Origin of the sequence: Novosphingobium profundi, assembly GCF_020524485.1 — a bacterium.
In the GTDB taxonomy this organism is placed as follows: domain Bacteria; phylum Pseudomonadota; class Alphaproteobacteria; order Sphingomonadales; family Sphingomonadaceae; genus Novosphingobium; species Novosphingobium profundi_A.
This window is the reverse complement of sequence record NZ_JAIVLF010000001.1, coordinates 1,155,071-1,180,874: the sequence shown is the minus strand read 5'-3', so window position 1 is coordinate 1,180,874 and position 25,804 is coordinate 1,155,071. Positions and strand designations below refer to the sequence as shown.

Sequence of the window (25,804 nt, the reverse complement as noted above, 5' to 3'; positions counted from 1 at the left end):
CGACAGCGACCCGGCCAAACCTGCGTTCATCACCAATTATTTCGCTTAATCTGTAATTTATCGAATTCTTTACAAATGGAGAATTAACCACGCGTCACTAGTGAAGCCGGAGTCCCGAAGCATGGCAATGCCGCCGTTCCTCAAACGCCTTATCGCCGAGCGCGACGGCAACACCATTCTGATGGTGGCGGCCGCGCTTCTGCCCCTGATCGCGATCATCGGAGGCGGGCTTGACATGAGCGTGGCCTATCTGGTCCGCGGCAAGCTGCAGAACGCATGCGATGCCGGGGTGCTCGCGGGACGCCAGATCATGGAAGGCTCGCGCTGGAACCGCACGGCCGAGGACGAAGCTGACCGTTTCTTCGATTTCAACTTCGAAGAGGGCTTGCTGGGGACGCGCGCGGTTGCCTTCGAGGCGAACCCGAACCCGGACGATAGCAACGAGATTCTGGGGACAGCGCAGGCAACCGTGCCGATGTCGCTCATGCGCATTTTTGGCTACAGCCAGACCGAGGTCACCGTCGACTGCAACGCCAAGCGCGACATGGGCCACAACGACGTCATGCTCGTGCTCGACGTCACCGGCTCGATGAACGATGCACCCAGCTCGGGCGGCTCGACTAAGATCCGGCGCCTGCGCTCGGGCGCCATGGGCCTTTACCGTGCGCTCGATGAAGATAACGGCTCGGTCACGCGCTTTGGCATCATGCCCTATTCGCACACGGTGAATGTCGGGCGTTCGCTGATGAACAAGGATATCCTCAAGGACCAGCCCTACGTCCACGTCGAGCGCGTGTGCAATTATTACGGCTACAACTGCTACAATCGCGCGGTCACGAAATGGGTCGACATCAACGAATCCTCCTGGAACATCGGGCGCGGTGGCGGCAACACGGGCGGCAACACGCAGAACTTCCGGACCAGCGGCGACGGCTGTATCGAGGAGCGCCCGTCGATCGGCAACACGCTCGATCCTTTCGAGATCGAGACAAGCGTCTCGCGCGCCGACATCGACACCCGTGCGGGCAACGCGGGCAATGAGCCCGAACTCCAGTTCGGACGCTACGACCCCGCCGTACAGGAAGCCGAGACCCAGTCGGGCTGCCCCTCCGAGGCGACGACGTTGCGCGAATACAGTTCCGAAAGCAGCTTCCAGACCGCCATCAACGACGCGACGGCCCGCGTCACGGGCGGCACCTATCACGACATCGGCATGCTCTGGGGTGCCCGCTTCATCTCGCGCACGGGCTTCTTCTCCAGCGACAACCCGACCGAGCGCGATGACGTGCCGGTACGCCAGCACATCGTCTTCATGACCGATGGCCGCCTCGACACCGACAAGGCCGATGGCTCGAATGACCTCTACAGCGCCTATGGCCTGCAACGCTTCCAGCAGCGCGTCCAGGGTTCTGGCGCGATGCGCAACCGCCATATCAGCCGCTTCGATTCGGCCTGCACGGTAGCCAAGTCGATGGGCATCACGATCTGGGTCATTGCGCTCGACGTGACCGACACCGGCGACATCGAATCGTGCGCCACCAGTTCCTCGCAGTTCTACACCAGCGACGGCTCTGACCTCGAACAGATCTTCGAGGACATCGGCCGCGGCATCGGCAACCTGAGGCTCACGCGATGAGACTGCCTCCCCTCCTGCGCCGCCTGAGGCGGGATCGCAGCGGCGTCACCGCCGTCGAGTTCGGACTTCTCATCGGCCCGCTCATGGTGCTCCTGACGGGCGCCTTTGATCTGGGCTACCAGTCCTACGTGCTCTCGGTCCTACAGGGCACGCTCTCGGACGCAGCGCGGCGCGCCTCGGTTGAAGAGCCCGAGTTCATGACCGAGGGGGACACGACCGAGGAGCGCGTGGCCGCACAGATCCGCCAGCAGCTCGCCAGCATTGCCCCCAATGCCAATCCGCAGATCACGATTAAGAACTACTACGAGTTCAGCGGCATCGGGAATGCCGAGAAGCTGATGACCGACGTCAACGGCAACGGCCGCTTCGATTACTACGACGGCGACTGCTGGCTCGACAGCAACGGGAACGGTGAATACGACCTCGATGCCGGGCGCGGCGGCATCGGCGGCGCGAACGACATCGCGTTCTACGAAGCCACGATCGAGGTCGACCGCCTGCTTCCCGTCCATCTTTTCACAGGCGGCGACGCGGCGGTTTCCCTCACCGCCAAGAGCGCCTTCCGAAACCAGCCCTACAGCGCCCAGGCCGTACCACCGGTCCTGTGCGGGGAGCGGCGCCGATGAGCCCCCTCCCGCCCCGCCTGCAGGAACTCGAAGCCGATGAGAGCGGCGTCGCGATCATCGAATTCGCCCTCATTGCGCCGCTCTTCCTGATGGTCCTGTGTACCGGCCTCGAACTCGCCAACTACGCCCGCGCGCAGCTGCGCGTGAGCGAGATCGCGATGAGCGTGGCCGACAACGCCGGGCGCGTCATGGGCGGGATCGACGAGGCCAACGTCCAGGAGGTCTTCGCCGGAGCCGCTTCCATCGGCGAGAGCATCGATTTCGAGGCGAATGGCCGCATCGTCCTCTCCTCGCTGGAGACCAACGGCCGCAGCGGACGCAATGCCGGCCAGATGATCCGCTGGCAACGCTGCTGGGGCGAGGGCGACTTCGATCCCGCCTATGGCACCCAGGGCACGGGCCGCACCAACGATGCGCTGTCACAAGGCATGGGCCGTAACGGGCACCGCATTGCCGCTTCCTCGAACACGGCGATCATGTTCGTGGAAGCCAGCTACACCTACCAGCCGCTGATCGTCGCCGCCTTGTTCGATACCGGCACGATCCGGTACGAAAGCGCCTTCAACGTGCGCGGGCGGCAGAACCAGGAGCTGAGCAACGCACAAGGCCTGACCGTCGCCCGCTGCGACTGACGCCTCATCGAGGCTTCGCATGAAAAAGGGGCGCCCCGATGCCGGGACGCCCCTTTTGTCTGTTCAGGCTCTTGTCTAGCGGGCGATCACGCCATGGCTGCGGCCGCTTCCTTGCTGGACGTCATCTTGCTGACAGCGAAGATGGCGAGCGTGGACGCGATGACACCCGGAATGATTTCATAGACGCCGGGTCCGCCCAGGAAGCTCGCGTTCCATTCCATGGCGATCCAGACGATCACGACCAGCGCGCCCACGATGAGGCCCGAGACAGCGCCCGCACCCGACATACCGCGCCAGGTCAGCGCAAGCAGGATCATCGGCCCGAATGCCGCACCAAAGCCGGCCCAGGCGTTCGAGACGAGCTGGAGCACCTCGCTCTCGGGATCTCCCGCGATGGCGATGGCCGCCAGCGAGACGATCAGGACCGCCACGCGCCCGACGTTCACGATCTCGCGCTCGGAGGCGTCCTTGCGCAGGAAGAGGCGGTAGAAGTCCTCGGCCAGCGAGCTGGACGAGACCAGCAGCTGCGAGGAGATCGTGCTCATGATCGCGGCAAGGAGCGCGGCAAGCAGGAAGCCGGTGATGAGCGGGTGGAAGAGCAGGTGCGCAAGCGCGATGAAGATCGTTTCGGGATCATCGAGTGGAATACCGTTGCGCTGCATGTAGGCACGGCCCGCAAGGCCCACGCCGAGCGCGCCGATCAGCGAGACCAGCATCCAGCCCATGCCGATGTTGCGCGCAACCTTGACGTCCTCGACACTGCGCACGGCCATGAAACGCACGATGATGTGCGGCTGCCCGAAGTAGCCAAGGCCCCAGGTCACCGCCGAAAGCCAGCCAATGAAGGTCAGGCCATGGGTAAGGCTAAGGAAGTTGGGGTCGATTTCGGTCAGCGTCACTTCCATCTGCGCAAAGCCATCGCCCTGCCCGCCCCAGAGCACCACGATCGGCATCAGGATCAGCGCGACGACCATGATGCAGCCCTGGCAGAAATCGGTGAGCGAAACGGCCAGGAAGCCGCCGATCATCGTGTAGGCCAGCACCACGCCCGCGGTCATCCAGATCCCGAACATGTAGTCACTCATGCCGACATCGCCGAAAAGCCCGGCAAAGCTGGTGACGAAGAGCTTGCCGCCGCCGACGAGTCCGGCCGCGGTATAGACGGTGAAGAACACGACGATGATGACCGCCGACACCACGCGCAGCAGCGTCGCCTTGTCGGGGAAGCGATTGGCGAGGAATTCGGGGATGGTCAGCGCGTTGCCGTAGGAGACCGTCTGCTCGCGCAGGCGCGGAGCCACCACTACCCAGTTGACCAGTGCGCCGAGGAAAAGGCCAATGCCGATCCAGGCTTCGACCAGCCCTGAAGCGTAAAGTGCGCCCGGCAGGCCCATAAGGAGCCAGCCCGACATGTCCGAGGCCCCGGCGGAGAGCGCCGCGACGGCTGGGTGCAGGTTGCGCCCGCCCAGCAGATAGCCTTCAGAGTCCTCGGTGGACTTCTTCCAAGCATAGAGACCGATGCCGAGCATCAGGACAAAGTAGAGGGTTAACGATATCAAGGTTCCTGTCTGCATAGGCCGAGGACATAGCCACCCGAGTCGCAAAACCCAAGGCGTGCACGGGAGAAAGCCCGAAATTGACAGGATCGCATCGTGGCAGACGACGATGCTTGCCGGATCGGCCCTACCCGCGACATATCCTTAGGCCGCACATACAATGCGTTTCATCGCGCTCCTTGTGAATTTTCTATTTTCCACTCGGAACTTGGCGCAGGCGCGAACGCGAACCAATCGCAATATTGCTGAAACTTTTCCAATTTGATCGGCACAATCGATCACACTTATCTGGCCTCCCCGTTTGGGCCCGCCCGCGCACGGGCCTACCCTTCCTCCAGCGCGCTGACACCAGCGCCGCGTTCGTCGCAACAGGTGGAGAGGCTCCATGCCCAAGAACACAAAGATGACCCTTCGCGCCGCCCTTCTGGGCAGTGCGCTCACCCTTCTGGCCCCGCAAGGCGCATTGGCCGCAGTCGAGAACGAAACCGTGATGGAAGAGGACACCTCGGTTCGTGCCAAGATCCACGGCATGACCAACGAGGACTGGTGGCCCCAGCGGCTCGACCTCGCCCAGTTGCGCCAGCACGAGGCGATGTCCAACCCCTACGGCGCCGACTTCGACTACGCCGCCGAATTCGCCAGCCTCGACCTGGCCGCGGTCAAGGAGGACATCCGCAAGGTCCTCACCACCTCCCAGCCCTGGTGGCCGGCCGACTACGGACACTACGGCCCGTTCTTCATCCGCATGGCCTGGCACTCGGCCGGAACCTACCGCGTCGGCGATGGCCGGGGCGGCTCGGACGGCGGCGAGCAGCGCTTCGATCCGCTGAACTCCTGGCCCGACAATGTCAGCCTCGACAAGGCCCGCCGCCTCGTCTGGCCGATCAAGCAGAAGTACGGGCGCAAGCTCTCCTGGGGTGACCTCATGGTGCTCTCGGGCACGGTGGCCCTGGAAGACATGGGCTTCAAGACGCTTGGCTTTGCCGGTGGCCGCGTCGATGCCTGGCAGCCCGACCTCGTCTACTGGGGCCCGGAAACCGAGATGATGGGCTCCGAGCGCTACACCAAGGACGGCAAGCTGCAGAAGTCTCTCGCAGCGACCACGATGGGCCTCATCTACGTCAACCCGGAAGGACCCGGCGGCAACCACGACCCGGTTTCGGCCGCGCAGGCCATCCGCGTCGCCTTCGGCCAGATGGCGATGGACGACGAGGAGACGCTTGCGCTCATCGCAGGCGGCCACACCTTCGGCAAGGCGCACGGCGCGCACAAGCCAGAGGACTGCCTGGGTGACGAGCCCACCGCGGCGGGTGTCGAGAGCCAAGGCCTTGGCTGGAAGAACTCCTGCGGCAAGGGCAACGCCGAGGACACGCTGACCTCCGGACTTGAAGGCGCCTGGTCAGCCGCCCCCACCCGGTTCACCACCCAGTACATCGACAACCTCCTCAACTTCGAGTGGAAGACGACCAAGAGCCCGGCCGGTGCCACGCAGTGGATCCCGACCGACCCGGCCGCCGCCAGCCTCGTCCCCGACGCCCATGTCGAGGGCAAGTTCCACGCGCCGATCATGTTCACCACCGACATCGCCCTCAAGCGCGATCCGGGTTTTCGTGCGGTACTCGAACGCTGGCAGCAGGACCCGAGCCTCTTCGCCAAGGCCTTCGCGCGCGCCTGGTTCAAGCTGACCCACCGTGACCTCGGCCCCGAGGCCCGCTACCTGGGCGCCGATGTGCCGGGTGAAACCTTCGTGTGGCAGGACCCGCTGCCCGAGCCCAGCTTCGCCCCGCTCAGCGACGCGCAGGCCGATGCGCTCAAGTCGACGATCCTGTCCTCAGGGCTCACCGTACCGCAGCTCGTGCGCACCGCCTGGGCCTCGGCCGCGACGTACCGGGGCACCGACATGCGCGGCGGCGCGAATGGCGCGCGCCTGCGGCTCGATCCGCAGACCTCCTGGGCGGTCAACGACCCGGCCGAACTGAAGATGGTTCTGGGCCAGTTGGAGAAGATCCGCGCAAGCGCGGCCGATGCAGGCTCGCCGATTTCGATGGCCGACCTCATCGTTCTGGGCGGTGCGGCCGCGATCGAAAAGGCCGCCAGCGACGCCGGACACCCGGTCAAGGTGCCCTTCGCGCCCGGCCGTGTCGATGCCACGCAGGACATGACCGACGCGGCGTCCTTCGCCTATCTGGAGCCCAAGGCCGATGCCTTCCGCAACTATTACAGCGAAGGTGCCAACTACGCGCCGGCCGATGCCATGGTCGACAAGTCCGACATGCTCGGCCTGACCGTTCCCGAAATGACCGTTCTTGTCGGCGGCATGCGCGCGCTCGGCGCCAACGCAGGCGGGTCCACGGCGGGGGTCTTCACCAGCCGTCCCGGCCAGCTTACCAACGACTTCTTCGTCAACCTGCTGACGATGGACACCGTCTGGTCGAAGTCGGCCACCCCCGGCCTCTATGAGGGCAAGGACCGCGCGAGCGGCGAGGCCAGGTGGACCGCGACCCCGGTCGATCTGATCTACGGTTCGAACTCGGAGCTGCGCGCGGTGTCGGAAGTCTATGCTTCGGCAGACGCTCAGGACCTGTTCGTGTCCGACTTCGTCGCGGCCTGGACCAAGGTGATGAACGCGGACCGCTACTGATCCCGTTTGGGCGGCGGGCAGATACGCCCGCCGCCCCCCTTTTGCACCGAGCAGATGCAGCGCCCGTCCACTCAGGCTCAGGCCTGAATAGAAAAAAATGCCCCACGATGGCGCACAAGGTGCAAACGAATGCTTTCTCGCAAATGCGGGGGTCGCGTTCCTATGCATGCATCGGGCAACGCCACGTCACGCTTCACGAACACCTTGAACAGTAGGGGCCTCGCAACTACGACGCGCCACCGTAATCTTCCAGGCTGTTCGGGAAACTTTTCAATGCGCTATCTTGCCCGCCCGCTTCTCCTTGCCGGTCTTGCCAGCTCCCTGCTGCTGACAACGGCCCCGGCCTCCGCACAGTTCGGAGACGTCTTCGGCGCGATCAAGAACCAGGTCGAGCAGGAAGTCGAGCGGCAAGTGCGCGGCACCGGCGGCAACACATCGGACGTGCAGGACAGTGCCGCAGGCAGCCAAAGCCTGCAGATCAACGAAGGCTTCGCCTTCACCCCTGGCAGCCGGACCATCGTCGCCACCGACTTTGCAGATGCACCGCTCGGCACGATGCCCGATGCCTGGAAGACCAACGGCTCGGGCGCCGTCGTCTCGGTCGGCGGGATCGCAGGCAACTGGCTCAAGCTCCAGCCCTTCGCCACCTACAAGCTGAACGAGAGCAAGGCCCTGCCCGAAAGCTTCACGGTCGAATTCGACGTGCTCACAGCGGCGGACACTGCGCGCGATGCTTCGGGATTCTATTTCGGCTTCGCGCGGGACAACAGCGTTGCCGATTACATCATGGACGCCCACAACCACGGCGCCATCGCGTCGGTCCACGTGAACTACACGGGCAGCAGCAACGTCTCCAGCAGCGCAACCGACTACTACCACGCCGAGCGCCTCGACCTGCGCCACTACGCCAACCAAGTCATGCACGTCTCCATCGCGGTCGAGGGCGAGATGCTACGGGTCTATCTCGACGATCAGAAGATTGCCGACACCCGCGCCTTCACAGGCCAGCTTCCGCGCTACTTCTTCATCAGCGCCCCCACCCGCACGCGCAACAACGCCCAGTTGCTGTTCGGCAACTTCCGCGCCGCGCACTAGCCGATCCTCCACCGCGAGAGCGAAAAGTGACAAGTTGCGTCAGATAAAATACCAATCACAATTGCGGGAACCGCCCCCCAAGGAATACAACAAGCCATTGATTTAATTACCCATCGCCACACCAGCATGACCAAATTGCAACACCCTTCGGCAAATACTTAGACACTACCGATAATCCCTATTGCGATCCGCCCCGGTCTGCCGAACCTTGCAACCGTCCAACGCGCCACCGTGGCTCGATGGGCACACGATACATATCCATCACAAGGCACCGGCCACCGAAGGCCGGGCCGTAATCCGCCGGTCGCGCCGTAGCGGGTCAGAAATGCACACTCGCGAAGGCAGCCGGCACAGCAGAACCGGGGCTTTTATGAGGATTGCACAAGTTTCGTCTCGCAAGGTGGTGCGCCGCAGCCTGCTTCTGGGCTCGGCGGCGGGGCTCGCGCTCCTGTCGGTCGAGGCCGGCGCGCAGGAGCGGCCGGGGCAGGCCTGGAACACCGCGCATGGCGCGGGCAGCGATGCCACCACCGTCTTCGAAGCCGCCTACCGCCAGATTCAGGCGCCCGACATCGTGAACGCGCCGCACATCGTGGTCGCGGACCCCGGCGACAGCACCACCAGCCTCGATCCCGAGGACGTGAACGGCGTTGGCCAGATGATCATCGACCAGCAGAACGGCTTCATCGGCCTGTGCACCGGAACCCTGATCAACCCGCGCACGGTGATCTTCGCGGCGCACTGCGTGAACGATCGCGATCCCACCACCTACGGCTCCACCACTGGCGGCGTGCCGATCGGCTTCGGCTTCGCGCAGGACAACTACAACGGCCTTCTCAACTGGTACTTCGGCGGCAACCAGACCAACCCGGACCTGGCTTTCTACAACGCGGACTGGGTGAACTATCATCCCGCCTCGCTTGAGCCCGATGCGATCTCGTTTCTCTATGGCGACGTCGCGATGGCCTCGCTCGACACGCCCGCCGCCGACGTACCGACCTGGGCGCTGATGTTCTCGCCGCTGCCCACGCCCGATGAAATCACCGACGAGAACGGCACCGGCTACCACGTCAAGATCACCGGCTATGGCCGCAACGGCTCGGGCTCGACGGGCGACACCGGCGGCATCGACTACCGCCGCCGCGCCGCCGAGAACATGCTCGGCGCTCTCGCCAGCCTTGACCAGCGCGACCTGTTCCTGTTCGGAAGCACCTCAGGGCTCCCGCAGAACCTCTACATGCTCGACTTCGACGACCCCCTGCGCGGAACGCCGGACGCGAACCCCTACGACTTCAACCTGTGGAAGGATGCGGCCACCCCCAACGAGGGCACGACCGCAGGCGGCGACTCGGGCGGTCCGCTGATCCTCGATGAAACCTACGACATCGACGTCGTCATCGGCGTGCTCTCGGGCGGCAGCCGCTTCTTCGGCCCCCAGCCCTTCAGCACCTACGGCACGATGAGCTTCTACCAGCCGCTCTATCTGTACTGGGACTGGATCGCGGCCAACAACCCCTACCGCTATGCCAGCGCTGTCGAGGGGGACGGAGCCTGGGAGGATCCCGAGCACTGGGTGACCATCACCGATCCCAACTACATGGTGCTCGACGCCGACGGCAACCTCGTCAACGGCGTGCCCGATGCCCCTGGCGCCGGATCAGCCGGCAGCCCGGATTCGTTTGGCCACGCCTGCTTCCAGCTGGGCGGCGACGACATCTGCGAGGACATGGCGACTGGTGACATCTACATCGACGGCGAACTTGTCGATGCGAGCACGCCGGTCACCACCGATGCCGGTGCGACCGTCGCCATCGGGGACCTGCTCGCCCGCGCCGACGACGCGGCTCAAGCCACGGACACCCCGTTTGTCCTCGACGCGCCCACCATCGCCAACGGCCTTCCCGGTGCGAGCGATTTCGTGCCGGACAACGATGCGGGCGATCCCGCGAACGGCGTGCGTCCGACCTACTACGACGTGACACTGAGCGCAGACGGTACAACGACGCTCTCGAGCGCGGTCACCATCGACCGCTTCTCCATGGACGGTGCGGGTGCCGCCCTCGACATCACCGAGGAGGGCTCGCTTACCTCGCTCATGTCGATCAACCAGTACCAGGGCATGGTGCGCGTTGACGGGGACCTCGCCACCAACGGCGATTACATGCTGATGACCGGCGGCCTGCAGGGTTCGGGCACGATCACCACGCCCTACTTCACCAACGTTGCCGGCGTGATCGCGCCGGGCGGCGTGGGCGAGATCGGCACGCTCACGTTCAATGGCAACGTGATCCTCTCCTCGGGCAGCACCTACCTCGTCGACCTTGGCCCTGCGGGCACTTCCGACCTGATCGCGGTCAACCCGACCATGCTGGACCCCGCCGACGTTCCGCTCGACGGCATGGCCGACATCGGCGGTCTCGTCATGTTCAGTCCCACCGGCATGGTGCGCTACGGCGACGAATACACCATCCTGACCGCCACGGGCGGCATCGAGGGCGAGTTCGACAACTGGAACGCGATCAGCGCCATCCTGACGCCCGAGCTGAGCTACACCGACACCGAGGTCCTGGTCACCATCGAGGCCGGGCTCTATGCCGATGTCATCGATCCCTCCTCGAACGTCCAGTCCGCCTACGCGCAGCTACTCGACCAGAACCGCGCGTATTACGGTAATCTTGCCGGGGTCTACGGGCCGCTCGACATGATGGGGATCGCGGGCATCCAGGGCACGCTCGAGGAGCTGGCCCCGCGCGAGCAGCCGCTTCTCCAGTCGATGGCGACCGCCGCACTCGACACCAATTCGCGCTTCCTGCGCGAACGTATCGCGACGGTGACCGCGGGCAATTCGGGAGGCACCCTCTCCTACTACGGCAGCCCCAGCGGCGCCCTGTCCGCGCTGGACACCAGCAACACCGCTGGCACGGCCCCGTCGATGGCGGGCGCGGGCGGCGCGCCGGGCTCAGTCATCGAGGGCGCCCTGCCCGACACGATGAGCGCCTTCGTGGCCGGTGGCTACATCGATGGCAAGAGCGATGGCGCCCCAACCGCCCGCCCTTATGCCGGAGACAAGTTCGACGGCTACTATCTTGCTGGCGGTCTCGAAATCTCGGACGGGGGCACCGGCTTCCTTGGCATGGCGCTCTCGTACACCCGCATGGAAGGTGATCCGGGCTATCCCACGCGCGATGTCACGGGCGACATGTTCCAGGTCAATCTCTATGGCGGCACGCGTTCGGCGAGTGGCTTTGGCATCGATGCTCAACTGAGCGGCGGCTTCTGGGACTTCAAGACGCAGCGCGACGTGATGATCGGCACCAGCGAATGGTCGCTGCGCGCCGACGATTCGCCTCTCGTGCTGAGCGGCGAGGCGGGCATCAGCCAGATGATCGGCATGGGCGGAGCAATGAGCTTTACCCCGCGCGTGGCGTTCCGCTTCGCTTCGGTCGACTTCACCCGCACCAAGGAAGTGGGAGGAGGTCCCGCCCTGCAGTACGATATGGACAGCTATGAGAGCGCCCAGGCGCGTGCCGGCGCGCGCCTCGCCGCCAACGGGGCGATCAAGCCCTACATCTCGGCGACCTATGTCCACGACTTCCAGGACAAGCCGGGCTTCTTCGGCGCGAACTTCGTGGGTGGCCGTGGCCCCGACGCCTTCTTCGCGCTGCCTGGCGATGACCAGGACTGGGGCGAAATCGGCGTGGGCATCACCACGGGTGGCCAGATCGCGGTTTCCCTCCATGCCGAGACGACCGTGTGGCGCAATGACCTGAGCTACCAGTCCTATCGCGGCACGGTCAGCGTCCGCTTCTGAGAATCCCCCCGTTCCGTTCGCGCGGTTTGCCGAGTGCCGCGCGAACGGACCTCAGGATCCGAAAAGGCGCGCAAGGATATATCTGTCCTTGCGCCCCTTTTCGTGTCCGTTGGCGAACCGCCAAGCCGCAGCCAATCAGTAAAGCCCACCCAGAACCCGCTCGAAGTGGGCATCGACATGGTCGTTGCAAGCGCAGGCCCGCTTGGCGAGGCCATCGCGGTCAAGCACCTCGATGCCGCCGCGCCGCGTGCGCAGCAGGCCATCGCGCTTGAAGCGCTGGAGGACACGGCTGGCGTAGCTGCGTCCGACCCCCATCATCGAGGCAAGCTGCTCCTGCGTCATCGTCACGCTGGGGCGGCCCATGCGCGCCACCGCGGCGACCAGCCACTTGGCCGCCCGCTGCTCGATGGTGTGGACCGCATTGCAGGCGATCGACTGGAAGACCTGCGCCATGACGCAATCACTGTAGCGGTTCATCAGGTGCGCGAGTGCCGGGTTGTCGCGCTTCAGCCGGTCGAGATCGCGCAGGGCAATGCGCTGGAAGACCCCGCCATGCAGCACGTTGGAACGGGCAAAGGCGGGCAGGTTGCCATGGCTGACCACCCCGCCCAGAGCGCCTTCGCGGCCGATCAGGATCGTCTCGACAGCCACGCCCTCGTCCATCTCGACAAAGTACGAACAGATCGCCGAGCCGGTCGGGAAATAGCAGTAATCGATGTTGGTACCCGGCTCGTAGAGCACCGCGCCGGATTCGAAGCGAACCTCCTCCACCGCCGAGGACAGCGCGTCGCGATCGCGCGCTTCCAGCCGCTCGAGAAGGGCGTTGTCGTTGTTCAGGGCCATAGCGTCCATAAGGTCTTCCCGACGCCTGCGCGCCGCCAGTCACATGTGTTGATCCCTGCCTAACGAGCCGCTCCCGTGCATGTTCCTGACACAAACTGTCACTTTCGACATGTGTGCGCTAATGCACAGACAGACGTCTCACGCGCTGCTATTGCGTGCCTCAGGAACATTTCTCGAACCTTGACGTTTGACCACACGAACGCCGCGCGCAGAACGCCGCGTCCGGTCGCGGTGCGTGGAACGCTCCCCCCTCACTTAGCGCTCCTTGCAAATGGCGGCGGTTCAACTATTCGATCATGCAATGGATTTCCCGACGTTGATGACAAAGGCCCGAAAGACTTCTTCATGCTGAGCCATCTGCGCGCAGTGACACGAGCTTCGCACGACCGGCTCGATGCAGCCTTCGGCGCCCTCGACCTGGGCGCCGCGGACGATTGCGCGCGATTTCTTGCGGCTCACGCCGTGGCCGTGAAGAGCCTTGACGCGCCGTTCCGCCGCTTCGTCGAGGAAGAGCTCGACATGCCCTGCCCGGACTTTCCCGCCATGCTCGCCGCCGACCTTGCCGAACGCGGCCTGTCCATGCCCGCCCTTCCCGCACCCGAACCCGATGCCTGCGTTCACGCCCCTTGCGGCGGCGCCGGAGTGGCCTACGTCATCGCCGGCTCGCGCCTCGGCAACGCGGTGATCCGCGCCGAAGGCTACCATGGCCGCGAGACGGGCCTGCCCTCGCGCTACATGGAAGACGATACCGGCCACGCCGTCTGGAAGGCCCTCAACACCTGGGCGCGCGCGCGCAGCTTCGGCCCGTCCGAAGAACGTGCGGTCGAAGCCGCTGCCCTTGCCACTTTTGCTCACTTCGAGACCGCCTTCGCCGTCGGGTCGAACATGGAGACACCTCGCGCCGATGGCTGAAGACCAACACCAAGTCGACCTCACCACCTGCGACCTGGAACCGATCCACATCATTGGACGGATCCAGAGTTTCGGCTGGTTGATCTCGTTCTCGAGCGACTGGATCATCAACCATGCCTCGCGCAACTGCGATGCCCTGTTCGGCCAGAGCGCGCAGGACCTGATCGGCCTCAACGCCGCGCAGTTCCTCTCGCCCAGCGCCATGCACGACATCCGCTCGCGCCTGCAGATCCTGGGCTCCTCGAACACGGTCGAGCGCATCTTCGAGGTCGACCTCCTCAACGACGGACGCCTCTTCGACCTCGCCGTGCACACCTCGGGCCGTTCCTTCGTGGTCGAGATCGAGGAGCACGAGAGCGGACGTCGCCGCGACTTCGTCTCTTACGTCCGCCCGATGATCGAGCGGATGCGCCAGACCGAATCGATCGAGAAGCTGTGCGCAAGCGCGGCACGCCACCTGCGCGGCCTTACCGGCTTCGACCGGGTCATGGTCTACCGCTTTTCGGAAGAAGGCGCAGGCGAAGTCATCGCCGAGAGCCTCAACGGCCTCGTCGACAGCTTCAAGGGCCTGCACTTCCCGGCCTCCGACATCCCCAAGCAGGCGCGCAAGCTCTACACCCGCAACCTGCTGCGCATCATCACCGACATCGATGATCCCACCGTGCCGGTCTTCCCGGCCACGGGGCCGACGGGCGATCCGCTCGACCTTTCGATGTCGGGCCTGCGCGCGGTTTCCCCGATCCATATCGAGTACCTGCGCAACATGGGGGTCAAGGCCTCGATGTCGGTCTCGATCATGCGCCGGGGCAAGCTCTGGGGGCTGATGGCCTGCCATCACTACAGCCCGCTGCGCCTGTCCTACTCGGTACGTACCGCAGCCGAACTGTTCGGCGAGTTCTTCGCCTACCTGCTCGAGCAGAAGGAAACCGACGCGGCCTTTGAACGCCGCGGCGATTCGATGAAGCTGCACGACGAGATCATGAGCCGGGTCGCCGGTGGCGGCTCACTGCTCGATGCCTTTGGTGACTTCAGCGAGTCGATCGGACGGGTGATCGGCTTTGACGGCGCAATCGGCTGGGTCGACGGCGAATTCATGGCCGACGGTCTCACCCCGACGCGCGCCCAGTTCGGCCAGCTTGCCCGCTTCCTCAACACCGCGGGTGCCAGCACGGTGTGGGCGACCGACAACATCACCTCGATCTTCGAGCCTGCGCGCGAATGGGCCGACAAGGCGGCGGGCGTCATGGCCCTTCCCGTCAGCCGCTCCCCGCGCGACTACATCGTCCTGTTCCGCAAGGAACAGCTGCGCGAAGTGAACTGGGCGGGCAATCCGGAGAAGTCGGTCGAACTCGGACCGAACGGCGCGCGCCTTACCCCGCGCAAGAGCTTCGATCTCTGGAAGGAAGAGCGCCGCGGCTATTCACGCCCCTGGACCGAGGAAGAGACGGCGGCAGCGGAATCGCTGCGCATCACGCTCCTTGAAGTCGTCTTGCGCATGTCGGACGCCGCCCACGCCCAGCGTGAACAGGCGAGCCAGCAGCAGGACATGCTGATCGCGGAACTCAACCACCGTGTGCGCAACATCCTCAACCTCATCCGTGGCCTGGTCTCGCAGAGCAAGGACGGCGCCAGCACCATCGACGAGTTCGCCGAAATCGTGGGCAGCCGCATCCATGCTCTCGCCCGCGCGCACGACCAGGTGACCGAGAAGGATTGGCGCCCGTCCTCCTTCTACGACCTCATCCGCACAGAAACCGCCGCCTACGCCAGCCACAGCACGGACCGCGTCGTGATCGATGGCCCCGATGCCCTTATCGCCCCCAGCGCCTTCACCACGCTGGCACTGGTCATTCACGAGCTGATGACCAACTCGTGCAAGTACGGCGCGCTGTCGGACAGCAAGGGCACGGTCCATGTCACCATCGCGCGCAGCGACGATGGCGCTCTGGAGATCGACTGGCGCGAGGAGGACGGTCCGCCCGTTACCCCGCCCACCCGGCGCGGCTTCGGCTCGACCATCATCGAGCGCACGATCCCGCACGAACTGGGTGGCAGCGCCTCGGTGATCTACCCCGAGGCCGGAATGCAGGCCTTCTTCCTCATTCCCAATGACCATGTCGCGACGTTCGAGACTCCCGGTGCGGACCCGCGCCAGGGCGTGGTCGACGTGCCCGAGGGGACCGATCTTCGCGCGCAGTTGCCCGAAGGCGCCGCACTTATCGTGGAGGACAATGTCATCATCGCGATGGAGGCCGAGGACCACATGCGCGCCTGTGGCTTTGCCGATTGCCGCGTGGCAGGATCGGTGGCGGCCGCGATGGACGTCCTTGAGCACACCGAAATCGCCTTTGCCATGCTCGACATCAACCTGGGCAAGGACACCAGCGCGCCGATCGCCGAAGCCCTGCGCGAAAGGGGCATCGCCTTCATCTTCGCCAGTGGCTATGGCGAGCGGACGCTGCCCGAAGGCAACTTCACCGGCGTTCCCGTGGTAACCAAGCCGTATGGCGAGCGCGACTTGCGCTCGGCTATCGCGCGGGCCAGCGTGGAACAGCGCTAAAAAGGGCGCATCCTCGGGAAACAAAAGCGTCTCCTGCCCGTTGTTATCGGCAAAACCGACAACCACAGGATTTGGAGACGCACCCATGGCAGACGCACGGATCTTCGCCGATCTCAAGGCCGACCACGACCGTCACCGCGACATGCTGGCCAAGCTCGGCGAAACGCACGGTGACAGCGAGGAGCGCCGCACGCTCTTCGCCGCGCTCAGCAAGGAACTGCAGGCCCACGCCGCGGCCGAAGAAGAATCGCTTTACGCGGCCATGCTCGCCGACCCCAAGCTGCGCGACGAAGCGCGCCACTCGGTCGCCGAGCACAAGGAGATCGACGATTTCCTTGCCGAGCTGGCCGACACCGACATGAGCAGCAACGCCTGGCTGATGACCTTCAAGGACATGCGCCATCGCTACCTGCACCACATCGAGGAGGAGGAGGAGGACATGTTCCCCGCCGCCGCCGAAGGCCTCACCGCCGAGACCGAAGCCAAGATCGCCAAGGTCTTCGAGAAGCGCAAGCCCAAGGAACTGGAACTCGCCGAAGACCAGGGCCCGGGCGACGAGCGCGAGTAAGCCTTAGAGACACTGGGCGAGCGCCACACCCCCACCGCGCTCGCCCCGTACCCCTGGGAGAGAGAGCGAGCCGTCATCCCCCCGCCGGAATCGCTCCTGAGAGGAGGCCTCTTTCGTCCTGCGGAAGAGGCCTTTTTTCATCGAGCGGGCTCAGCAGTGCCGTATCCCTCGCCACTCTTCCACCTGTCATGGCAATGCCAGCTCCCCTTCCCCGCCTACGCACGAAAAAGGGCGCCGTCCCCCTCGGAACAGCGCCCTTTTTCAAAGGCAGGATTTCCCCGCGCCTAGCGCGACGCCATCGAAAGCTTGTCGAGCCCAGCCGGACGGGACGTTTCCGGGCACCCATCCAACACGTAGCGGATGGCCGCGAGGATCGATTCTGGCCCGAATGGCTTCTGGACCACGCCCACCGCGCGCGAAGCCGGATCGCCGATTTGCGCTGGGTTGGCCGTAACGTAGATGACGTGGGCACCGAACTTGTCGCACAGATCACGCGCCACTTCCGGTCCGGTCAGCCCGTCACGCAAATTGAGATCGACAAGAGCGATGTCGGGCCGCACCTGATTCTGCGCCAGCGTATCGAGCGCAGCGCGTTCGCTCACGGTTCCGACCACCGCGTGGCCTCCATCCATGAGGATGTCTTCAAGCTGCAGGGCGAGCAGAAATTCGTCTTCGACGATCAGGATATTGGCCGCGTGGGGCATGGTACTGTCTGGGTCCGGCTGGGGGGAGCCCCCTCAAAGGGGGCACACCGAATGAATGGGAGATCAGGCCGCGATGCGGCGCAGCTCCTCGACGTTCGAAACCTTGCCCAGCTCGGCAAAGAAGGCGTCAATCGCCTCGCCGGTGAGCACGAATTCGTGGCGTGAGTCCGGCAGCTGGCCCGACTCGATGATCTTGGAAAGCATGGCACGCGCGCGGCAGATCCGGCTCTTCACCGTGCCCAGCGCGATATCGCAGATGCTCGCGATTTCCTCGTAGGAAAGATTGCCCGCGGCCACCAGGATCAGAGCCTCGCGGTAGTTGGCCGGAATCGCCTCCAGCGCGCGCAGCACGTCCGCCAGTTCGATGGCGCTTTCCTGGGTCGCGTCGGTGCGCAGGATACGCTCGGCGGCCAGTTCGTCGTACTCGCCATGGAAACGCGCGCGGCGGGCTTCGGAATAGAAGTGGTTGCGCAGGATCGTGAAAGTCCAGGCCTTGAAGTTGGTGCCCGCGGCATAGCGCTCGCGTGCGGCCCAGGCCCGCAGCATGGCCTCCTGCGCCAGATCGTCGGCCCGATCGCGGTTGCCACAAAGGCCCCGCGCAAAGGCACGCAGGTGCGGTGCGACGTCGGCAAGTGCGCGCTTGAACTCCCCGTCCGTAAGCGCTGTGGTTTCGCCGGCTTCGCTCAGCTGTGCGGTCATCTGGATTACCCTCCGTTGAATTCCGTTGTGAAGCCAACGTGATGCGGGCGCGAAAAGTTCCTGAATGCACACATCGAACGCTTCCGTGGCGACGAAGCGTTCCCTCTGCGCGATGAACTGAGTTTGTGCCATGCAACCGCGGTACGCCTTCAAAAAATTGCACCAGCACGGGAACATATGCCTTGCCCAAACTTTGAGGCCTCCGATCACGCTCGTGATCGGAGGCCTCTTGGGATCAGGTTGACGCCGGATCGCGGGGGGGGGGGGGGTGGGGGTGGTCTCCGGCGGCAACACAGGCGTAACGCCGCTTCCGGAAATTGGTTCCTGGAATTGGTCGCACGGAGGAAAAATTTTGATGTTGCTCTCAAGCCGGCTCCGCGCCAGACCTTGAACAAGGTCCGCGCGCCATAGCTGGCTCGGGAAAGGCCCCGGACGACCCTTCCGGTACAGCCCCTGCCCGATCGCGCCGCACCCGACGCCGCGCCCCTCTTTAGGGAGCAAGGACGGGTACACAGGAAATACAGATTGCAAGGACGAGGAATACGGATGTCCGTCTCAGATCAGATCGCACTGCAGCTTCCCTATCTACGCCGCTATGCACGTGCGCTCACCGGCTCCCAGCAGTCGGGTGACACCTATGTGCGCGCAACGCTGGAGGCGGCGCTGGCCGACACCGAGCTGCGCAGCGCCATCGCACAGAGCCGCGCGGCCCTTTATGGCGCCTTCACGCGGATCTGGACCACCGGCCACGTCGAAGGTGAACTCGGCGCAGACCTTGCCGAGAACCGTCACGAGCAGGCCGCCCAGGCCCGCCTCTCGACGATTGCCCCGACGCACCGCCAGGCCCTGCTCCTGAACACGGTGGAGGAATTCAGCCGCGAGGATACCGCCACGATCCTCGACGTCACGCCCGACGCCGTCGACGCCCTGATCGCCCAGGCCATCGCCGAGATCGAGGGTGAGAGCGCGACGCGCGTCCTCATCATCGAAGACGAGCCCCTGATCTCGATGCAGCTCGAAAGCCTGGTCTCGGACGTGGGCCACACGGTCGTGGGCACGGCTGCCACGCGCACGCAGGCTCTCGAAATGTTCGAGCGCGAGCCCGCCGGGCTCGTCCTTGCCGACATCCAGCTGGCCGACGGCAGCTCGGGTATCGACGCGGTGGAAGACCTACTCAAGTTCGGTGACGTGCCGGTGATCTTCATCACCGCCTACCCCGAACGCCTGCTCACCGGCGAACGCCCGGAACCCACCTATCTGGTGACCAAGCCCTTCAAGGAAGCAACGGTGCGCGCGGCGATCAGCCAGGCCCTGTTCTTCGGCTCGAGCAAGCCCCTGGGCTGATTTACCCGCTTCTACGTTCCTGCAAAAAGGGGCCATCCTATGAGGACGGCCCCTTTTTTCATGCCCGCAAGCGGCGTGCCTCAGGCCGCGAGCGACAGTTCCGCCTCGACCAGCGCCTGCGCATAGGCTGCGACAAGCGCGAGCGCAGGCGTGCGCGCCGTCGCGGTCGCTTCGGGCCCACTGCACCCATCGAGCCGTACGCTCGCGCAGGCCAGCCCCCCACGTCCCGCCTGCGAGATCATCGACGCACAGCGCGGCGGCAACAGCGCCAGCGCCGCATCGGCATAGGCATCCACGGAGAGAAACCGCGCGGCGCGCGCCTCCGCGCTCGCGCCCATGTCCTGATGTCCGCGCAGGAACTGCATCATCGCCACAAGGCAGGCGCCCTGCTGCTCGGCCTCGGCATCGCTGCAGACAAGCGCGATCTCGTCCGCCTGCGCAAGCCAACGGCTGGCCCTGGTGGTGCAACCCATGTCTCGTTTTCCTTCTGGTCTTGTTCTCGGCTCTGGTTGCGGCTGCGACCCGCTTTTGCGCTGCAGCATTACCAAGCCCCGAAAGCAATCCTCGGAGAAATACCTAAGAAGAAACTATATATCTGAAAACGAATGAAAAGTGGTACGCATCCGAATTTTTCTGGCAGCCCCCCCCCTTAAGGGCTATTGGCTGCGCAGGACGAAGTCGCGCGAGACACGCACCGGCACCTTGAGTTCACATTCGACGCCGCCCGGCTTGAACTCCAGATTGACCTGCGACTTCAACTCGTGCGCCACGATCTTCTCGATGAGATCGCGCCCGAACCCACGCTTGACCGGCTCGGTCACCGGCGGGCCGCCCTCTTCGCGCCAACGGATCGTTGCCAGATCATGGCTGATGAGAGCCCAGTCGACGTGAACCCGCCCTTCGCCGACACTGAGCGCACCGTATTTGGCCGCATTGGTCGCCAGCTCATGGATGGCGAGGCCCAGCGACATCGCATCGTTGGGCGCAAGCTTGATGTCCGGGCCCGACATCTCGACGTGGCTCTCACTGCCTTCCATGTACGGCGCCAGTTCCGAGGCCACGACATCGCCGAGCCCGGCAAAGCCCCAGTCCGATTGCGAAAGCAGGTCATGGGTCGCCGACAGCGCACGGATGCGCGCGGTCAGGCTGTCGGTGAAGTCGTCGATGTCCTTCGAGCGGCGCCGGGTCAGCGCGGCGATGGACAGGACATTGGCCAGCGTGTTCTTCACCCGGTGGTTGAGTTCACGTGTCAGCGAATCCCGGATCGAGGCCTGGCTGCGCAGCCATTCGAGCACCCGGCGATCTTCGGCCGCGCGCTTGGTGATGAGCCGCCCGATCGCCATGACCATGAGCGAGGCAATCGCCCCGAAAAACAGCGTGATGCGCGAAAGCGGCGAAAGCAGACCGCCCTTCTTGTCGCGCACCTGCAGCACCCAATGGTGCCCTGCGACCTCGAGGCGACGGGTCAGCATGGGGCCATCGGTCCCTTCGACGCGGTGTTCGGCGAGCAGATTTGCCGGGTCCACCTTCTCGTCATAGATCGCCATCTCGAGGCGCGAGCTGGAGAACAATTCGCTGGCCGAATCGAGAAATTCGCTGGCCTCGAACGGCGAATAGATGAAGCCCTTGACCCGCTTGCCCCCCCAGGTGTCGACAAGAACAGGCATGTAGATCAGGAACCCGGCCGAATCATCGCCGCGGCTGTTCTGGACCAGACGAACCTTACCCGAGGCAATCGGTCGCGCCAGCTCCATCGCCTTTTCCATCGCGGCGCGGCGCACCTCTTCGGAATACATATCGAAGCCGATCGCGCGCAGGTTGGCCGCGCTTGCAGGGCGCAGATAGACAATGGGCGCCACCAGCTCGTCATCCGGTTCCGGACGCGGATGGACGAGAAAATCGACACGCCCCGCCTCGGCCTCGGCCACTTCAAAGGCCGGCAGGTCCTTGCGCTCCACCAAGGGGGCCCAGCCGATCCCGAGCGACCCATAGAGATCGCCCTCATGCTGCATGTCCCCGACGAACTCGGCGAACTGGTCCTGGCTTACCTCCTCCTGCGTCGCGAAGAGCGCACTACCCGCGCGCAGCAAGGCAATCGTCTCGGTGGCACGGCGCTGCAGCGCGGAGGAGACCTCGGTCATGCTGCTTTCCAGCGCAAGGCGGCGCGTTTCGCGGTCGGCACGCTCGATCGCCATGACCGAGACGGCCGTCGTCACGCTTGCAATGATGAAAAGGAGGAACGGCCAGCCACGCGGATACTTGTGGAACCATGCCTGCTTTTCGACCCTGTCCAGCAGAGGCTGGTCAACCACCGTACATACCCCCAAGATCCGCACCGGCCGATCCTCGGCCGCCTCATGCGGTGTGAATTCGTCCGTGCCATGGCATGCCGCCCGCCTCCAGCCTACCCATTAAATTCTTCCAATTCGGCGGCACGTTGCGAGACACTCGTCATTCGGGAACCATGCAGCCTCCCAATGGTTCCGTGTGTAAGAGCAATTTGCGCAGCACTGCGCAGCTTCATCCGCCCGCAGGCCAGCCCGTTCGGGCAGCCCGGGCACCGAGAATGACACGAACGATCCGGGCGCGCCTTGCCCGGCACGCTGGGGGAAAATTGCGCGGCACGCTGCCCGCGCAAGGCTTGACCGGTGCGCCTGCGGGCCGCAAGGAGCTTTGAAGCAAGGAGTCAGCTTTGGACCACCCCAAATCGAATGGCCAACCCGGCAAGACACCGGGTCTCCCGCCGGAGGTGCGCCGCGACGGCGAGCCCGGCTGGGCCGGTGGATTGAGGAAGCTGTACAACTCCGTGGTGGACGAACCGCTGCCGGACAGCTTCCAGGACCTCCTGAAGAAGCTGGACGACGGCGACGATGCCTGAGCGGATCACGCCGACCTCGGGCGACGAGGCATTCCGCCGCGAACTCATGGGGGTGCTGCCGCACCTTCGCGCCTTCGCACGTGGCCTGTGCGGCCGTCACGACTTTGCCGATGATCTTGTCCAAGAGACGGCGGTCAAGGCATGGACCGCGCGCGAACGCTACCAGGTCGGCACCAACATGCGTGCCTGGACCTTCGCGATCCTGCGCAACCACTACCTGTCCGAGCTGCGCAAGTCCAAGCGCCAGACCGATGTCGAAGACGCCGACATGGAGCGCATGCTGGTCATGGAAGCCGATCAGGAAGGGCCGGTGCATCTGGGCGACATGGAAACCGCGCTCCAGAAACTGGCGCCCGAACGGCGCGAAGCCGTGCTGCTGGTGGGCGCTTCGGGCTTCAGCTACGAGGAGGCGGCCGACATTGCGGGCTGTCCGATCGGCACGATGAAGAGCCGCGTGGCCCGTGCCCGGACCGACCTCACGCGTATGCTGGCAGATGAACCGGAGAAGATCGGGGCGCGCTGAGAGCGCCCCGCACACCCAGGACGGGCCATGTCTTGCAAAGCGTTAACTGGGCAAGACACTTGCCAAGCAAGGGTCCGAGAGCTTTAGTACCTCCCTTGAAACGGGGGGACTGATGAAACGACTGGCGCTGGCGGCCTGCGTGGCCGCCACTTTTCTTCCAGGCTCAGTCATGGCGGCAGACTGGTACAAGGCGGCAAGCCCGCACTTCGTGGTCTATGCCAAGGACAGCGCCAAGGACCTGGAAACCTTCACCACCCGGCTGGAGCGCTTCCACCAAGCCATGGCGCTGGTGACCGGCGACACCGCTGAGCCACCCAGCCCGTCCAACCGGGTGACCATCTTCGTGGTCAGCGGCGAACGGGAGGTACGCCGCCTCCACGGGGGCGACGACAAGTACGTCAACGGCTTTTACGTGCCGCGCGCGGGTAAGTCGCTCGCCATCGTGCCGCGGCTCGGGTCAACATCCGGCACGCCCGATGTGGCCCTGATCACCCTCCTGCACGAATACGCGCACCACTTCCTGCTCTCGGGCCAAAGCCTGACCATGCCGCGCTGGATGAGCGAGGGCGCGGCCGAATTCTTCGCCTCCAGCACCTTCAAGCGCGATGGCTCGATCCTGATGGGGCGTGCCGCACAGCACCGCGGCTACGAACTGTTCAACGCCAAGAGCGTGCCCGTCGAGGACCTGCTCGATCCCGAACTCTACGAGGCGCACCGCGGCAAGGGCTACGATGCATTCTATGGCCGCAGCTGGCTACTCTACCACTACCTGACCTTTGCACCGTCCCGAAAGGGCCAGATGCGCGCCTATCTCACCCGTATCGGGCAAGGTGCCGGAGAACGCGCGGCGGCCGAGGACGTTTTCGGCGACTTTGAGACGCTTGAGGACGAACTCGACGATTATCTCGACCAGCGGCGCATCTCAGCCCTCAATCTCAGCCCGGAGAACCTTCCCGCCGCAACCGTGACAATCACGCGTCTACGTGAGGGTGAGGCCGAGATCCTGCCGCTCACCATCGAGAGCCGGCGTGGTGTCGACAGCGAGGCTGCCGCCGAAATCCTCACCGAGGCGCGTGAGATCGCGGCCCTGTACCCCAACGACCCGGCCGTCCTCTCCGAACTGGCTGAAGCCGAGTACGACACAGGCCACTACGATGCCGCCATCGCAGCGGCCGACCGGGCGCTCGCTGCCGACCCGCACACGGTCAACGCCTACCTCCAGAAGGGCTATGCCCTCTTTGCCAAGGCACGCGACGCCGAGGAGGCCGACGCGGCGGCCTACAAGGCGGCGCGCGCACCGTTCCTGGCGCTCAACAAGATCGAGAACGACCACCCGCTGCCTCTGGTCTACTACTACCGCAGCTTTGCCGAGGCCGGGGTCAAGCCGCCCGAACTCGCGGTGCAGGGGCTCGAGCGCGCAAGCGAGCTTGCCCCCTTCGATCTCAGCCTGCAGATGAATGTTGCCACGACCCTGATCGGCCTGGGCAAGGGCAACCGTGCGCTGCGCCATCTCCAGCCGGTCGCCTACAACCCCCACGGAGGCAGCCAGGCCAGGGCCGCACGCGCGCTGCTGGCCCGGCTGAACGCCGAGCCTGACTGGACAGGCGAGGACCTCGGGCAAGTCTTGTCGCTGGCCTATCGCTCCGACGACGTGAAGGCGGCGCACTAGCGGCCTTGCCAGACACTTTCAGAACCGCCGGGCAAGTGTGAGGCGCGGGGCGAAGAAGCCGCGCGTGTAGCCCGCATTGGCCCGGTTCGAGCGGCGGCGGTAGTAGAGAACACCGATCTGGAGCGCATCGATCCCGTGGCCGACCCAGTCCTCCAGGTCCGCCCCTGCCCCGACCTGCAGGTTGCGGTCACGCCGCGCGCGGTCCATCCCCGACCACGGCCGGTCATAGAGCCGCAGATCGTAGGCGGCTTGCACGAAGGGCCGGATCCCCGGGCCAAGCGGTCCGACCAGGACACTCGCCTGCGCGCGCGGGGTCCAACGGTTGCGGTCAGCACGGCTCGACCACAGGCGCCTGGCGCTCGCGGCAAGGCGTAGCTCGATGTCGGGCTCAGAGGCACTAAGGTGGGTGGCATAGACCGCCCCTGCCCCCACCGTCACATCCCGGCGCACTTCGCCTTCGAAGAAACCGGAAGGGTTTTTCGGGCAACTGCCATCTTCAGCACGGCACACGCTCCACACCTTGTCATGGAACATGTCGAGACGGAGGCGAAGCGTATCGGCGCGGGCCCCCGCGACCTCTCCGCCCAGCATGATCGGCGCGTTGCCGAGCACAGAATGGAGCCGCAGGCGCGACTGCGGACCGCGCTTCAGGTAATCGGGGCGGTAGTTGCTTTCGACTTCCGCGCTCACCTGACCCACCAGCGGCACCTCCCGGCGTGTGATGCGCAGGCGCAGCGCGTAGCTGCTCTGGTTCTGATCGCCGCTGCGTTCTTCACCGCCCGCTTCGCGGCCCGGTGTCGGGGCTGCCGTGAAGGCAATGGTGCCCTGCCACAGATCCGCCTGGGCCCCATGGGCAGACGCCGATACTGTCGCCAGCAGGCAAAAGGCAAGAACGAGAAAACCGCGCATGGCACTCCTGGAACGAGGATGGCCCTGTCCGCAGGCCTCGGGGAAGCTACCCCTGCCAGCAGCGACGTTGCTTGCGAAATTTCCCTTGGCGGCAGCAGTCTTGTCCCGTTTGCGTGCCTTTTGCCGTCAAACCTTCCGCAGGACCGCCGCCGCTGCCGCCAGCTCACGAAAAAGGGGGCGCTCCCCTTGCCGGGAGCACCC

Annotated in this window: 20 protein-coding genes; 13 read left to right on the top strand and 7 right to left on the bottom strand. The window is 64.9% G+C overall.

Going from position 1 to position 25,804, the window contains the following annotated elements; translation table 11 throughout:
* Positions 1 to 121 precede the first annotated feature (121 nt).
* Genes LC060_RS05180 through LC060_RS05170 form a run of 3 tightly spaced genes read left to right on the top strand, consistent with a single transcriptional unit; the run spans position 122 to position 2,894 of the window.
* On the top strand, positions 122 to 1,636 hold the full coding sequence (locus tag LC060_RS05180) for a TadE/TadG family type IV pilus assembly protein (protein ID WP_226633299.1): 1,515 nt from the start codon (positions 122 to 124) through the stop codon (positions 1,634 to 1,636).
* Complete coding sequence (locus tag LC060_RS05175; protein ID WP_226633296.1) at positions 1,633 to 2,262, top strand: TadE/TadG family type IV pilus assembly protein; 630 nt, start codon at positions 1,633 to 1,635, stop codon at positions 2,260 to 2,262. Before LC060_RS05180 ends, LC060_RS05175 begins: the two co-directional genes overlap by 4 nt.
* Complete coding sequence (locus LC060_RS05170; RefSeq protein WP_226633295.1) at positions 2,259 to 2,894, top strand: TadE/TadG family type IV pilus assembly protein; 636 nt, start codon at positions 2,259 to 2,261, stop codon at positions 2,892 to 2,894. Before LC060_RS05175 ends, LC060_RS05170 begins: the two co-directional genes overlap by 4 nt.
* Positions 2,895 to 2,980: 86 nt before the next feature.
* Here the strand turns inward: LC060_RS05170 and putP are convergent, their stop codons facing one another.
* Positions 2,981 to 4,453 carry a sodium/proline symporter PutP gene (putP, locus tag LC060_RS05165; protein ID WP_319005401.1) on the bottom strand — a complete coding sequence of 491 codons (1,473 nt, stop codon included), beginning with the start codon at positions 4,451 to 4,453 and terminating at the stop codon, positions 2,981 to 2,983.
* A 382-nt stretch (positions 4,454 to 4,835) separates the two neighbouring features.
* Here putP and katG point away from each other — a divergent pair, with 382 nt between their 5' ends.
* The 3 genes from katG (at position 4,836) to LC060_RS05150 (ending at position 11,994) form a co-directional block, all read left to right on the top strand.
* Complete coding sequence (gene katG / locus LC060_RS05160) at positions 4,836 to 7,091, top strand: catalase/peroxidase HPI (protein ID WP_413465089.1); 2,256 nt, start codon at positions 4,836 to 4,838, stop codon at positions 7,089 to 7,091.
* Between the two features lie 273 nt (positions 7,092 to 7,364).
* Positions 7,365 to 8,186 (top strand): hypothetical protein, encoded by an 822-nt coding sequence (locus LC060_RS05155; RefSeq protein WP_226633291.1) that lies wholly within the window; start codon positions 7,365 to 7,367, stop codon positions 8,184 to 8,186.
* A 370-nt stretch (positions 8,187 to 8,556) separates the two neighbouring features.
* Positions 8,557 to 11,994 carry an autotransporter domain-containing protein gene (locus LC060_RS05150; RefSeq protein ID WP_226633290.1) on the top strand — a complete coding sequence of 1,146 codons (3,438 nt, stop codon included), beginning with the start codon at positions 8,557 to 8,559 and terminating at the stop codon, positions 11,992 to 11,994.
* A gap of 135 nt (positions 11,995 to 12,129) precedes the next feature.
* Here the strand turns inward: LC060_RS05150 and LC060_RS05145 are convergent, their stop codons facing one another.
* Complete coding sequence (locus tag LC060_RS05145) at positions 12,130 to 12,846, bottom strand: Crp/Fnr family transcriptional regulator (RefSeq protein ID WP_226633288.1); 717 nt, start codon at positions 12,844 to 12,846, stop codon at positions 12,130 to 12,132.
* A gap of 336 nt (positions 12,847 to 13,182) precedes the next feature.
* On the opposite strand from LC060_RS05145, the gene LC060_RS05140 reads away from it, so the two are divergent.
* From LC060_RS05140 to LC060_RS05130, 3 genes are all read left to right on the top strand, one after another.
* The gene (locus LC060_RS05140) at positions 13,183 to 13,749 is read left to right on the top strand and encodes a biliverdin-producing heme oxygenase (RefSeq protein ID WP_226633286.1); all 567 of its coding nucleotides are present in this window, start codon (positions 13,183 to 13,185) and stop codon (positions 13,747 to 13,749) included.
* On the top strand, positions 13,742 to 16,309 hold the full coding sequence (locus LC060_RS05135; RefSeq protein WP_226633284.1) for an HWE histidine kinase domain-containing protein: 2,568 nt from the start codon (positions 13,742 to 13,744) through the stop codon (positions 16,307 to 16,309). The genes LC060_RS05140 and LC060_RS05135 overlap by 8 nt, the downstream gene beginning before the upstream one ends.
* Before the next feature lie 85 nt (positions 16,310 to 16,394).
* Positions 16,395 to 16,877 carry a hemerythrin domain-containing protein gene (locus LC060_RS05130; RefSeq protein WP_226633282.1) on the top strand — a complete coding sequence of 161 codons (483 nt, stop codon included), beginning with the start codon at positions 16,395 to 16,397 and terminating at the stop codon, positions 16,875 to 16,877.
* A gap of 284 nt (positions 16,878 to 17,161) precedes the next feature.
* Here LC060_RS05130 and LC060_RS05125 read toward each other — a convergent pair whose 3' ends face one another.
* Complete coding sequence (locus LC060_RS05125; RefSeq protein WP_226633281.1) at positions 17,162 to 17,581, bottom strand: response regulator; 420 nt, start codon at positions 17,579 to 17,581, stop codon at positions 17,162 to 17,164.
* Between the two features lie 63 nt (positions 17,582 to 17,644).
* Positions 17,645 to 18,280: a sigma-70 family RNA polymerase sigma factor gene (locus tag LC060_RS05120; protein WP_052321915.1), complete on the bottom strand. Its 636-nt coding sequence runs from the start codon at positions 18,278 to 18,280 to the stop codon at positions 17,645 to 17,647.
* A 546-nt stretch (positions 18,281 to 18,826) separates the two neighbouring features.
* On the opposite strand from LC060_RS05120, the gene LC060_RS05115 reads away from it, so the two are divergent.
* Complete coding sequence (locus LC060_RS05115; protein WP_226633279.1) at positions 18,827 to 19,624, top strand: response regulator; 798 nt, start codon at positions 18,827 to 18,829, stop codon at positions 19,622 to 19,624.
* An 80-nt stretch (positions 19,625 to 19,704) separates the two neighbouring features.
* On the opposite strand, the gene LC060_RS05110 is transcribed toward LC060_RS05115, so the two are convergent.
* Positions 19,705 to 20,097 carry a hypothetical protein gene (locus LC060_RS05110; RefSeq protein WP_226633277.1) on the bottom strand — a complete coding sequence of 131 codons (393 nt, stop codon included), beginning with the start codon at positions 20,095 to 20,097 and terminating at the stop codon, positions 19,705 to 19,707.
* 183 nt (positions 20,098 to 20,280) lie between these two features.
* Positions 20,281 to 21,936, bottom strand: coding sequence for a CHASE domain-containing protein (locus LC060_RS05105; protein WP_226633275.1), 1,656 nt, complete (start codon positions 21,934 to 21,936; stop codon positions 20,281 to 20,283).
* Positions 21,937 to 22,316: 380 nt separating this feature from the next.
* On the opposite strand from LC060_RS05105, the gene LC060_RS05100 reads away from it, so the two are divergent.
* From LC060_RS05100 to LC060_RS05090, 3 genes are all read left to right on the top strand, one after another.
* Entirely contained in the window at positions 22,317 to 22,502 is a 186-nt protein-coding gene (locus tag LC060_RS05100; protein WP_039388108.1) for a NepR family anti-sigma factor, read from the top strand.
* Entirely contained in the window at positions 22,495 to 23,025 is a 531-nt protein-coding gene (locus LC060_RS05095; RefSeq protein ID WP_226633273.1) for a sigma-70 family RNA polymerase sigma factor, read from the top strand. Before LC060_RS05100 ends, LC060_RS05095 begins: the two co-directional genes overlap by 8 nt.
* A 112-nt stretch (positions 23,026 to 23,137) precedes the next feature.
* Positions 23,138 to 24,694 carry a hypothetical protein gene (locus LC060_RS05090; RefSeq protein ID WP_226633272.1) on the top strand — a complete coding sequence of 519 codons (1,557 nt, stop codon included), beginning with the start codon at positions 23,138 to 23,140 and terminating at the stop codon, positions 24,692 to 24,694.
* 18 nt (positions 24,695 to 24,712) lie between these two features.
* Here LC060_RS05090 and LC060_RS05085 read toward each other — a convergent pair whose 3' ends face one another.
* Complete coding sequence (locus LC060_RS05085) at positions 24,713 to 25,603, bottom strand: hypothetical protein (RefSeq protein WP_226633270.1); 891 nt, start codon at positions 25,601 to 25,603, stop codon at positions 24,713 to 24,715.
* Between the last annotated feature and the right edge of the window lie 201 nt (positions 25,604 to 25,804).

Coding starts and splice junctions, on each gene's coding strand:
- LC060_RS05180 (WP_226633299.1), top strand. CDS start 122: ATGGCAATGCCGCCGTTCCTCAAACGCCTTATCGCCGAGCGCGACGGC.
- LC060_RS05175 (WP_226633296.1), top strand. CDS start 1,633: ATGAGACTGCCTCCCCTCCTGCGCCGCCTGAGGCGGGATCGCAGCGGC.
- LC060_RS05170 (WP_226633295.1), top strand. CDS start 2,259: ATGAGCCCCCTCCCGCCCCGCCTGCAGGAACTCGAAGCCGATGAGAGC.
- katG (WP_413465089.1), top strand. CDS start 4,836: ATGCCCAAGAACACAAAGATGACCCTTCGCGCCGCCCTTCTGGGCAGT.
- LC060_RS05155 (WP_226633291.1), top strand. CDS start 7,365: ATGCGCTATCTTGCCCGCCCGCTTCTCCTTGCCGGTCTTGCCAGCTCC.
- LC060_RS05150 (WP_226633290.1), top strand. CDS start 8,557: ATGAGGATTGCACAAGTTTCGTCTCGCAAGGTGGTGCGCCGCAGCCTG.
- LC060_RS05145 (WP_226633288.1), bottom strand. CDS start 12,846: ATGGACGCTATGGCCCTGAACAACGACAACGCCCTTCTCGAGCGGCTG.
- LC060_RS05140 (WP_226633286.1), top strand. CDS start 13,183: ATGCTGAGCCATCTGCGCGCAGTGACACGAGCTTCGCACGACCGGCTC.
- LC060_RS05135 (WP_226633284.1), top strand. CDS start 13,742: ATGGCTGAAGACCAACACCAAGTCGACCTCACCACCTGCGACCTGGAA.
- LC060_RS05130 (WP_226633282.1), top strand. CDS start 16,395: ATGGCAGACGCACGGATCTTCGCCGATCTCAAGGCCGACCACGACCGT.
- LC060_RS05125 (WP_226633281.1), bottom strand. CDS start 17,581: ATGCCCCACGCGGCCAATATCCTGATCGTCGAAGACGAATTTCTGCTC.
- LC060_RS05120 (WP_052321915.1), bottom strand. CDS start 18,280: ATGACCGCACAGCTGAGCGAAGCCGGCGAAACCACAGCGCTTACGGAC.
- LC060_RS05115 (WP_226633279.1), top strand. CDS start 18,827: ATGTCCGTCTCAGATCAGATCGCACTGCAGCTTCCCTATCTACGCCGC.
- LC060_RS05110 (WP_226633277.1), bottom strand. CDS start 20,097: ATGGGTTGCACCACCAGGGCCAGCCGTTGGCTTGCGCAGGCGGACGAG.
- LC060_RS05095 (WP_226633273.1), top strand. CDS start 22,495: ATGCCTGAGCGGATCACGCCGACCTCGGGCGACGAGGCATTCCGCCGC.
- LC060_RS05090 (WP_226633272.1), top strand. CDS start 23,138: ATGAAACGACTGGCGCTGGCGGCCTGCGTGGCCGCCACTTTTCTTCCA.
- LC060_RS05085 (WP_226633270.1), bottom strand. CDS start 25,603: ATGCGCGGTTTTCTCGTTCTTGCCTTTTGCCTGCTGGCGACAGTATCG.